The sequence below is a fragment of the Pseudomonas sp. A39 genome (assembly GCF_058145955.1).
The window spans coordinates 107,608-118,281 of sequence record NZ_JBYVMD010000016.1 but is presented as its reverse complement, the minus strand read 5'-3'; the positions used below and the strand labels follow the sequence as shown (position 1 = coordinate 118,281).

Below are 10,674 nucleotides of genomic sequence, written 5' to 3'. Positions count from 1 at the left end.
CTGAACACCAACAAGACTGCGGTCAACCAGGTGTTCCACTTCAACATCCAGCGAGAAGACGGCATCGGCGTGGAAATCGCCCTGCAGTGGAACGACAGTTTCAACGAGAACCTGTTGTGCTTCACCAACAACATTCCTCAGCGCGATGGCGGTACTCACTTGGTGGGTTTCCGTTCCGCACTGACGCGTAACCTGAACACCTACATCGAAGCCGAAGGCTTGGCCAAGAAGCACAAAGTCGCCACCACCGGTGACGATGCCCGCGAAGGCCTGACCGCGATTATCTCGGTGAAAGTGCCGGACCCTAAGTTCAGCTCCCAGACCAAAGACAAGCTGGTGTCTTCCGAGGTGAAAACCGCGGTGGAACAGGAGATGGGCAAGTACTTCTCCGACTTCCTGCTGGAGAACCCGAACGAAGCCAAGCTGGTCGTCGGCAAGATGATCGACGCTGCACGTGCCCGTGAAGCTGCGCGTAAAGCCCGTGAGATGACCCGCCGTAAAGGCGCGCTGGATATCGCTGGCCTGCCAGGCAAACTGGCTGACTGCCAGGAGAAGGACCCTGCCCTCTCCGAACTGTACCTGGTGGAAGGTGACTCTGCTGGCGGTTCCGCCAAGCAGGGTCGTAACCGTCGTACCCAAGCCATCCTGCCGTTGAAGGGTAAGATCCTCAACGTCGAGAAGGCCCGCTTCGACAAGATGATTTCTTCCCAGGAAGTTGGCACCTTGATCACGGCGTTGGGCTGCGGTATCGGCCGCGACGAGTACAACATCGACAAGCTGCGCTACCACAACATCATCATCATGACCGATGCTGACGTCGATGGTTCTCACATCCGTACCCTGTTGCTGACCTTCTTCTTCCGTCAGTTGCCGGAATTGATCGAGCGCGGCTACATCTATATCGCCCAGCCGCCGTTGTACAAAGTGAAAAAGGGCAAGCAAGAGCAATACATCAAAGACGACGACGCCATGGAAGAGTACATGACGCAGTCGGCCCTGGAAGATGCCAGCCTGCACTTGAACGACGAAGCCCCAGGCATTTCCGGCGAGGCCTTGGAGCGCTTGGTTAACGACTTCCGTATGGTCATGAAAACGCTGAAGCGCCTGTCGCGCTTGTACCCTCAGGAGCTGACCGAGCACTTCATCTACCTGCCGTCCGTGAGCCTCGAGCAATTGGGTGACCACGCACACATGCAGGAATGGCTGGCCCAATACGAAGTGCGCCTGCGCACCTCGGAGAAGTCCGGCCTGGTGTACAAAGCCAGTCTGCGTGAAGACCGTGAACGTAACGTGTGGCTGCCAGAGGTCGAACTGATCTCGCACGGCCTGTCGAACTACGTCACCTTCAACCGCGACTTCTTCGGCAGCAATGACTACAAGACCGTAGTAACCCTGGGCGCGCAACTCAGCACGCTGCTGGACGACGGCGCTTATATTCAGCGTGGCGAACGCAAGAAGCAGGTCAAGGAATTCAAAGAAGCCCTCGACTGGCTGATGGCCGAAAGCACCAAGCGTCACACCATCCAGCGATACAAAGGTCTGGGCGAAATGAACCCGGATCAGCTGTGGGAAACCACCATGGACCCGGCTCAGCGTCGCATGCTGCGCGTGACCATCGAAGACGCCATTGGCGCGGACCAGATCTTCAACACCCTGATGGGTGATGCGGTCGAGCCTCGTCGTGACTTCATCGAGAGCAATGCTTTGGCGGTGTCTAACCTGGACTTCTGATTCAGGCAACAGCTGAACCCAAAAGGCCAACGCTTAGCGTTGGCCTTTTTTATTGGGTAGTTTTCGGTGATCTACAAAATGCTCCACGTGGAACATCAGCATTTTCAGCCTTCAGAAGCGGCTGCCACGCTCTCTAATCGGTACCCATACCCGTAGATCGTCAACAGCTGCCAGCCCCGGTCTGCGGTCAACCCCAGCTTATTGCGCAACCGATAGATATGCGTATCGAGCGGCCGCGACGACACCATTTCTTCATGGGTCCAAAACCGCTCGTAGAGGTACTCGCGAGACAATGGCCGCGCCAGGTTGGCAAACAGGCAGCTCGCCAGCCGGTATTCACGTTCGGTAAGGTTGATAGGTTTACCCGCCCGCGTTACGGTCAATTCAGCATCATCAAACGTCAGGTCATTGAAGCTTTGTACTTCATGGGTCGCTGACTTCTGCAGTCCATGTCGACGCAGAACAGCCGTCACTCGCGCTTTCAGTTCATTGGGGCGAAAGGGTTTGCTGACGTAGTCGTCCGCACCGCTGTTCAGCGCAGTTACGATATCGCTCTCGGCGTCACGGCTGGTGAGCATGATGACGGCGGGTGGCGACTCCATGTGCTCACGGGTCCAGCGCAGCAGTGCGATACCGGTAATATCCGGCAGTTGCCAGTCGAGGATCAGCAGGTCAAACGTCTCCCGACGTAGCTGGCGCAGCAGGTCTTCCCCACGTTCGAAGCAATGCAGAGTCCAGGGCTGTTCGGCGGTGCTGGGGATTTGTCGCAGTGTCTGTTCCACCCGGCGCAGTTCAGCGGGTTCGTCATCCAATATTGCGACACGCATGGGTGGGTCCTTTCGTCTTGAAGTACGGCAGCCGTCGGCCGGTTTCGTTTATGGGCACGGACTGCTCAGATGCCGGCCATGGAATCTGAAGAATTGTGCTCAGATTCGTTGGCCCTTGGATCTCTCGATACGCTGAACCAATGAGGGTTTAATCCATTGAACGTCCTCGCCACCGATGTAGGAAAGATACCGGCTCCCGACCATAAGGAAAAGGATCAGCCGACGCATGCGCTGCCGTAAACTCTTGCGTGCTGATGTCAGTTGCCCTCTGGAACCCCAACCTTGATGAGCGCCATGATCCTTTCTCCGAACCGCTTGCGCCGCGCCCTCCCCCCATTATTGATCATGGTGGTCAGCTCTGTGGGGGCGGCAGCCAAGGTTCGTTCGCCTTATATCGATGACAACGTTCTGTGCCGAGCCCAGCCTTTACCGGCGATTGTCCAGCATCTCACGGGTGAGGCGTGGAAACTCGATGCCAGGGGCACGGCGAGCCCCTTGCTGGAAGGTATGACCATCGATGAGCAGGAAGGTGTGAAGACATCGGCTTCGGCGTTTGTCAGCCTGTTGCTCGGTGACGGATCCAGGGTGGTATTGCCCTCCAGTTCCCAAGTGCGATTGCGTCTGGAAAAGAAGCAGTCCATTCCCCAGGTGGTGCTTGAGCAAGGCCAGGCCGAGGCGTATGTGATCAAGCGCATCAGCGACCATGATCGTTTCCAGATCGTGACGCCAGTGGGTGTGCTGGGTGTGCGTGGCACGCACTTCCGGGTGCGCAATGACGCTGAGCAATCGGTACTGGAAGTGTTGGACGGACAGGTCGCCGTCAACCGCGAGGTTATGACCAAGTCGGTGGAGCAAGAGGTAAAAGTAGGCGCCCGGCAAGGTCTGCTCTTCAAGAAACAGGGCGATTTGAAACCCGTTGAATTACTCGCCGCGCCCACGCTTGTGGGACAAGATGGCCAGAAAGGTGATGCACCGGTCTGGAGTCTGTACCTTCGGCCCTTGCCCGGCGCACAGAGGTACCGGGCCCAGGTCGCCACCGACAAGGCCTTTATGAATATCAAGCAGGAAAACTTTTCCGCTGCGCCGAAAATGAGCTTCACTGGGCTCAAAGCCTCGTTCTATCACGTGCGCTTGTCGGCGTATGACGAAAACGGCCTGGAGGGAGAAACCGGGGTCTATGACATCTTCTACTACCCACCTACCGCTCAGGCACGTTGACCTATGATGCTTTGGGGCAAGGCCGAGAAACGTCAACCCACCCATGCCCAGCGCTTGTTCCACGGCTTGGTGCGTGAGTGGCTGTGGATTGGTTTGCTACTGCTGCCCGTCACCGCCTACCTGTCGGTGAGCCCAGGCCTGGCTTTGAATAATCCGTTGTACGACAGCCTGCGCCGCCTCACGCCTCTGCCTGTAGACCCGCGCATCCTGCTAGTGACCATCGACGACTCCAGCCTGAAAAAACTCGGCCAATGGCCCTGGCCGCGCAGCCTGCACGCTGACCTGATCGACCGTCTGAGTGCGGCGCAACCGGCGGGTATCCTGTTCGATGTGATCTTCAGTGAGCCCGGCGATCCGGCTAATGACAAACGCCTGGCCGAGGCGGTCTGCAATGCCGGCAATGTATTGCTGCCGTTGGTGCGTGAAGGCACGGCGAGCTACAGCCAACCCAGTGCACAGATGCTGGCACTGCTTAAATGTGCCAAGGGCGTAGGTCATATCAATGTCGAGGCAGACAGCGACGGCGTTGTCCGTAGTTTGTTTATGCGTGAAGGTCCACCCGATGCCCCCGCGCCGCAGCTCACCTGGCTGGCCTACGAGATGAGTGGCGAGTTATCAGAGATGCCGGGTGAGCCTCAGCCGTTGGTAGCCCAACCCTGGCATCGTGAACATTCAATCCGCATCCCCTTTATTGCGCCGCATAGTCATTTTCCCAGCGTGTCCTACGTCAGCGTATTGCGTGGCGAAGTACCTCCAGAGCAACTGCGCAACCGGCTGATCCTGGTGGGGTCGACTGCATCCGGGATGGGTGATCGATTTGTCACGCCCCTCTCCTCCACGGTGGGCACCACGGCCGGTGTGGAGATCCAGGCCAATGTGCTCAATGGCTTGCTGCAAGGTCGCATTATCGTGGATCTTCCGGGCTGGCTGGCGGCATTGATGGCGACCGCCCTCGTGGCGTTGCTGCTGGGCCTGCTGCTCTACCGTCCACGCTACGCGCTGTGGATGACCCTCGGCTGCATGGCCGGCGCGTTGCTCGGTTCCTGGGCCCTGTTGCGTCTTGGCCACTGGTGGTCGCCTGCGGCCTGCCTGATTGGGTTGTTGCTCAGCTACCTGATCTGGAACTGGCGTCGCCTCAGTGTGATCATCGCTTACTTCGGCTGGGAACTGACACGCCTGGATAACGAACCCAAAGTCCTGCCTGAACGCCGCCGAGCGCCCGCCAGCAAAGGCGATGTATTGCAGGCGCGTATTTTTGCCCTAGAGCAGGCCGTAAGCCGCACACGCGACACCCGGCGCTTCATGGCTGACGGCCTGGAGTGCCTGCCGGTGGCGACACTGATCACCGACCCTAAAGGCAATATCCTGCTGGCCAACCGTATTGCCCGCGAGGTGTTCGGCAATGACCTTGTCACCGAAAACTTGCTGGAGCAGTTGGCGGACCTGGGCTACCCGCCGCTGCACAACGGTGTGCGCCCTGCTCTCTCAGCGATGGAGCTGGTGGAGTTCCGCGATATCCACCAACGCAGCCTGCGCATGGAATTGGCGCCCATGCTCCCCGCCGAAGGTGATGTCGCACTTGGCTGGCTGCTGAGCCTCACCGATTTGAGTAAGGAGCGCGAAGCCCAGCAACACCGCGAGACGATGTTGCGGTTCCTCTCCCACGACCTGCGTGCGCCGCACTCGGCGATCCTCGCGCTGTTGGATGTGCATGACGGTGAGTCGCCGGTGTTCGCCAAGATCGAACAACAAGTTCGTCGCGCCTTGAGCCTCACGGAATCCTTCGTCCAGTTGGCCAAGGCTGAGGCTGACGGTTACCAGTTCCAGCCAACATTGTTCGCCATGTTGGTGATGGACGCCTTTGATCAAGTCGCGTTGATTGCCCAGCTCAAGGGTATTCATTTGGTTCACGACTTGGATGAAGCCGACGAGGGCATGGTGTCTGCGGACCAGTCATTGCTCACTCGTGCGTTGTTCAACGTGCTGGAGAACGCGGTCAAATACTCGTCCTCCGGTACCACCGTGAGGTTGCGACACAGCAGTGCGCAAGGCTGGTTGGAATGCCGTATCAGTGACCAGGGACCGGGGATTGCCGCGCAGGACTTGCCTGAGCTATTCAGCCAATACCGTCGTTTTGATTCCGCCCAGGGCAGTGAGGGCTTGGGGTTGGGGCTGACCATGGTCAAGGCGGTGGTTGAGCGCCACGGTGGGCGCATCAGCTGTGAAAGCGTGGTTGGCAAAGGCACCACGTTCAGCCTGCAATTACCCCTGTTGGACGACTGAAAAAACGTACTTTCCTGCTGTGCATAAAAAACCGGTCACAAGGACCGGTTTTTTATGCGGAAAAAACTTATGCACCTTTTCCGTGATTTTATGAGCTTAGGAAATATGTAAGTAAATCAGATTCTTAAGAGTCAAAAAGCACAATTCGCCAACAAACCGTGCACAGGTTATCCACAGATGGTCAGATCACCGGAGTGTCGACTACAACCGGCTCTGGCGGCAGTGAGCCCATGGCCCGTTGCTGCGCTTCATTCCATGCGGCAGCACGGTCATTCAGTGCGGCAATGGCGCGTGGTCCTTCGCCTTCGGCGTACATAGGTTCACCGATCACCACTGTGATAGTGCCGGGGCGTTTGGCCCAGCCAGTCTTTGGCCAAAACTTGCCGGCGTTATGAGCAATCGGCAACACGGGCAGGTTAGCGTTGACCGCCAACGCGGTACCGCCGCGTGAGAACTTGCCTACGGTGCCGTAGGGCACTCGAGTACCTTCGGGGAAGATCAGCACCCATACGCCATCCTTGAGCAGCTCGTCGCCCTTCTTGGCCACGTGTTTCAGGGCCGCCTTGGGGTTGTCACGGTCGATGGCGATCGGACGCAGCATGGCCATGGCCCAGCCGAAGAACGGCACGTACAGCAATTCACGCTTGAGCACTTGGCTCAGCGGAGAAAAGTACGCCGAGAGAAAGAACGTCTCCCAGGTGCTCTGGTGGTTCGACAGAATCACGCAGGGTTGGTCCGGGACGTTTTCCGCGCCTTTGATCTCGAAGCGAATGTTCAGGAACACCTTGGTCAGCCACAACGCACAGCGGCACCAATAGACGTTGATAAAACGATAGCGCGCCTTGAACGGCAGGAACGGCGCGATAAAAAAGCTCAGGGTGCACCAGAGAAACGAACTGGTGCCCAACAGCAGGTAAAAGAAAAAGGTTCTGATGGCCTGCAAAATCGACATGGCGGCATTTACCGTTGCGGGACGCGGCCCGCCTGTTAAAAGCGCACTCCCGAACAGTCCTTGGTCAGGAAGTCGAGGGCGGCTAGTTGTTGATAAGTTCTGCGGCAACGGCCGCCAGATCGTCAAAAATCAAGGTGCCTACCGGCAGGTTTTTCGCCTGGGTCTTTTCGCCTTTCCCGGTCTTAACCAAAACTGGCTGAGAGTCGACGGCTTTGGCCGCCTCCAGGTCACCGAGGCTATCCCCGACGAACCATATCCCAGCCAAAGGCACCTTGTAATGTTCTGCAATGGTTTTCAACATGCCAGGCTTGGGTTTGCGGCAATCGCAGCCCTCATCCGGTCCGTGGGGGCAGTACACCACCAGCCCCACCTCACCGCCCTGCTCGGCCACCAACGTGCGCAAGCGCGCGTGCATGGCGTCCAGGGTGGCGATGTCGTAATAACCGCGGGCGATACCGGACTGGTTGGTGGCAATGGCCACCGTCCAGCCGGCTTTGCTCAACTGCGCGATGGCCTCGATCGAACCGGGAAGTGGAATCCACTCCGCCACCGACTTGATGTAAGCGTCGGAGTCGTAGTTGATCACCCCGTCCCGATCGAGAATCAGCAGTTTCAGCATGGTCAGCTCAGCGTCGAAATGTCAGCGATATTGACGAACAAGCCACGCAGGCGCGCCAGCATCGCGTAACGGTTTTTTCGCACGCCGGCATCTTCGGCATTGATCATTACCGCTTCAAAGAACGCATCCACCGGCTCACGCAAGGTCGCCAGGCGCGCCAACGCTTCGGCATAGTTGCGTTCGGCGATCAGCGGCTTCACAGCGTTTTCAGCTTTGGCGATGGCCGAGTTGAGCGAGAACTCCTTGGCATCGGCGAACAGGCCAGGGTCGACGTCGGCGTTGCCCAGGCCTTCGGCCTTGCTCAGCAGGTTCGACACACGCTTGTTCACGGCGGCCAGGGCATCGGCTTCCGGCAGTTTGCGGAAGGCCTGCACGGCTTGTACGCGTTGGTCGAAGTCCAACGCCGAACCCGGCTGCAGGGCACGTACCGACAGGTATACCGACACATCCACGCCTTCGTCTTCGTAACGCGCACGCAGGCGGTCGAACACGAACTCCAGCACTTGCTCGGCCAGGCCGGCCTGCTTGACCTTGGCACCGAACTGGCCGACGGCGAACACCACGGCCTGGGTCAGGTCGAGGTCGAGCTTCTTGTCGATCAGGATGCGCAGTACACCCAGCGCCGCACGACGTAAGGCATACGGGTCTTTGCTGCCGGTTGGCAGCATGCCGATACCGAAGATACCCACGAGGGTGTCCAGCTTATCGGCGATTGCCACGGCTGCACCGGTCAGGGTGGTCGGCAGTTCAGCACCGGCACCGCGCGGCATGTACTGCTCGTTCAACGCCAGGGCGACATCGTCCGGCTCGCCGTCGTTGAGGGCGTAGTAGTAGCCGGCAACGCCTTGCATTTCCGGGAACTCGCCGACCATCTCGGTGGCCAGGTCGCACTTGGACAGCAGGCCTGCACGCGCAGCCCAGGCCGCGTCGCCACCAATACGTTGTGCAATATAGGCGGCCAGCTTGGAAACCCGCACAGCCTTGTCGTAGACGCTGCCCAGTTTTTCCTGGAACACCACGTTCTGCAGGCGCAGGTTGAAGTCTTCCAGCTTCTGCTTCTTGTCTTGCTTGAAGAAGAACTCGGCGTCGGTCAGGCGCGGGCGAACGACTTTCTCGTTACCGGCGATGATCTGCTGCGGGTCCTTGCTCTCGATGTTGGCCACGGTGATAAAGCGCGGCAGCAATTTGCCGTCCACGTCCAGCAGGCAGAAGTACTTCTGGTTGTCCTGCATGGTGGTGATCAGGGCTTCCTGCGGCACGTCGAGGAAACGTTCCTCGAACGAGCACACCAGCGGCACCGGCCATTCAACCAGCGCGGTCACTTCGTCGAGCAGGCTTGGCGGCACGATGGCGGTGCCTTCCTGCAGGCGGGCCAGCTCTTCGGTGCGCTTGCTGATCAGCTCGCGACGCTCGTTGGCATCGGCCAGCACGTAAGCGGCGCGCAGGTCGGCGGCGTAGTTGGCTGGCGAGGTGATGCGCACGGCTTGCGGGTGATGGAAGCGGTGACCACGGGAGTCACGGCCGGCCTTCTGGGCAAGGAGGGTGCAGTCGATGACTTGGTCACCGAGCAGCATCACCAGCCATTGGGTTGGACGCACGAACTCTTCCTTGCGTGCACCCCAGCGCATGCGCTTGGGGATCGGCAGGTCGTTCAGGGAGTCTTCAACGATGGTCGGCAGCAGGCTGGCGGTCGGCTTGCCGGTGATGACCTGGCTGAAACGCAGTTTCGGGCCGCTCTGGTCGATCTCGCTCAGTTCCACGCCACACTTCTTGGCAAAACCAAGGGCGGCCTGGGTCGGGTTGCCTTCGGCGTCGAACGCCGCCTGGCGCGGCGGGCCGTCGAGGTTGATGCTGCGGTCCGGTTGCTGGGTTTCCAGCGCGGTCAGCAACACGGCCAGGCGACGTGGCGCGGCATAGACTTTCTTCGCTTCGAACTTCAGGCCAGCGCTGTGCAGGCCTTTTTCGATACCGGCCAAGAACGCGTCGGCCAGGGTATTGAGTGCCTTGGGTGGCAGCTCTTCGGTGCCCAGTTCAACCAGGAAATCTTGAGCACTCATTGCGCAGCCTCCAGCTTAGCCAACACTTCATCACGCAGGTCCGGGGTTGCCATCGGGAAGCCCAGCTTGGCGCGAGCCAGCAGGTAGGCTTGGGCGACGGAACGCGCCAGGGTGCGCACACGCAGGATGTATTGTTGGCGTGCGGTTACCGAGATGGCACGGCGCGCGTCCAGCAGGTTGAAGGTATGCGATGCCTTCAACACCATTTCGTAGCTCGGCAACGGCAGCGGCTGATCGAGTTCGATCAGGCGCTTGGCTTCGCTTTCATAGAAGTCGAACAGTTCGAACAGCTTGTCGACGTTGGCGTGTTCGAAGTTGTAGGTGGACTGCTCCACTTCGTTCTGGTGGAACACGTCGCCGTAGGTGACTTTGCCGAACGGGCCGTCAGCCCACACCAAGTCGTAGACCGAATCCACGCCTTGCAGGTACATGGCCAGGCGCTCGAGACCGTAGGTGATCTCGCCGGTCACCGGGTAGCACTCGATGCCGCCCGCTTGCTGGAAGTAAGTGAACTGCGTCACTTCCATGCCATTGAGCCAGACTTCCCAGCCCAGGCCCCAGGCGCCCAGGGTCGGCGATTCCCAGTTGTCTTCGACAAAACGGATGTCGTGGACCAGTGGGTCCAGGCCCACATGCTTGAGCGAGCCCAAGTACAGTTCCTGGAAGTTGTCCGGGTTCGGCTTCAGTACCACCTGGAACTGGTAGTAATGCTGCAGACGGTTCGGGTTTTCGCCGTAGCGGCCGTCAGTCGGGCGACGACTGGGCTGCACATAAGCGGCGTTCCAGGTTTCCGGGCCGATGGCCCGCAGGAATGTAGCGGTGTGGAAAGTGCCGGCGCCTACTTCCATATCGTAGGGCTGAAGTACCACACAACCTTGCTCGGCCCAGTATTGCTGGAGGGCGAGGATCAAGTCTTGGAAGGTACGCACGGCTGGCGTAGGCTGGCTCACGAAATTCACCTGTTACTTGGGCTGCGATTTAAAGAGC

8 protein-coding genes are annotated in these 10,674 nt (G+C 59.1%); 3 read left to right on the top strand and 5 right to left on the bottom strand.

Translation table 11 applies throughout. The features are described 5' to 3' along the window. A partial coding sequence (locus tag AC3ZU9_RS15035) for a DNA gyrase subunit B (protein WP_490090899.1) occupies positions 1 to 1,731 on the top strand: 1,731 nt, incomplete at its 5' end. Positions 1,732 to 1,835: 104 nt separating this feature from the next. Here the strand turns inward: AC3ZU9_RS15035 and AC3ZU9_RS15030 are convergent. Further along, positions 1,836 to 2,558, bottom strand: a complete 723-nt coding sequence (locus AC3ZU9_RS15030) for a response regulator transcription factor (RefSeq protein WP_012721454.1) — start codon at positions 2,556 to 2,558, stop codon at positions 1,836 to 1,838. Between the two features lie 294 nt (positions 2,559 to 2,852). Here AC3ZU9_RS15030 and AC3ZU9_RS15025 point away from each other — a divergent pair, with 294 nt between their 5' ends. Together AC3ZU9_RS15025 and AC3ZU9_RS15020 are read left to right on the top strand one after the other, a co-directional pair. Continuing rightward, complete coding sequence (locus AC3ZU9_RS15025; RefSeq protein WP_224795816.1) at positions 2,853 to 3,776, top strand: FecR family protein; 924 nt, start codon at positions 2,853 to 2,855, stop codon at positions 3,774 to 3,776. Between the two features lie 3 nt (positions 3,777 to 3,779). Beyond that, positions 3,780 to 6,059, top strand: a complete 2,280-nt coding sequence (locus AC3ZU9_RS15020) for a CHASE2 domain-containing protein (protein WP_490090898.1) — start codon at positions 3,780 to 3,782, stop codon at positions 6,057 to 6,059. A gap of 181 nt (positions 6,060 to 6,240) precedes the next feature. Here AC3ZU9_RS15020 and AC3ZU9_RS15015 read toward each other — a convergent pair whose 3' ends face one another. The 4 genes from AC3ZU9_RS15015 to glyQ all read right to left on the bottom strand — a co-directional run bounded on the left by AC3ZU9_RS15015 (position 6,241) and on the right by glyQ (position 10,637). Continuing rightward, a complete protein-coding gene (locus AC3ZU9_RS15015) occupies positions 6,241 to 7,011 on the bottom strand; it encodes a lysophospholipid acyltransferase family protein (RefSeq protein ID WP_093544813.1) in 771 nt (256 codons plus the stop codon). A gap of 82 nt (positions 7,012 to 7,093) precedes the next feature. After that, complete coding sequence (gene gmhB, locus AC3ZU9_RS15010; protein WP_012721458.1) at positions 7,094 to 7,630, bottom strand: D-glycero-beta-D-manno-heptose 1,7-bisphosphate 7-phosphatase; 537 nt, start codon at positions 7,628 to 7,630, stop codon at positions 7,094 to 7,096. A gap of 2 nt (positions 7,631 to 7,632) precedes the next feature. Next, positions 7,633 to 9,687: a glycine--tRNA ligase subunit beta gene (glyS, locus tag AC3ZU9_RS15005; protein WP_046035860.1), complete on the bottom strand. Its 2,055-nt coding sequence runs from the start codon at positions 9,685 to 9,687 to the stop codon at positions 7,633 to 7,635. Continuing rightward, entirely contained in the window at positions 9,684 to 10,637 is a 954-nt protein-coding gene (gene glyQ / locus AC3ZU9_RS15000; protein WP_003187265.1) for a glycine--tRNA ligase subunit alpha, read from the bottom strand. Before glyQ ends, glyS begins: the two co-directional genes overlap by 4 nt. Positions 10,638 to 10,674 lie beyond the last annotated feature (37 nt).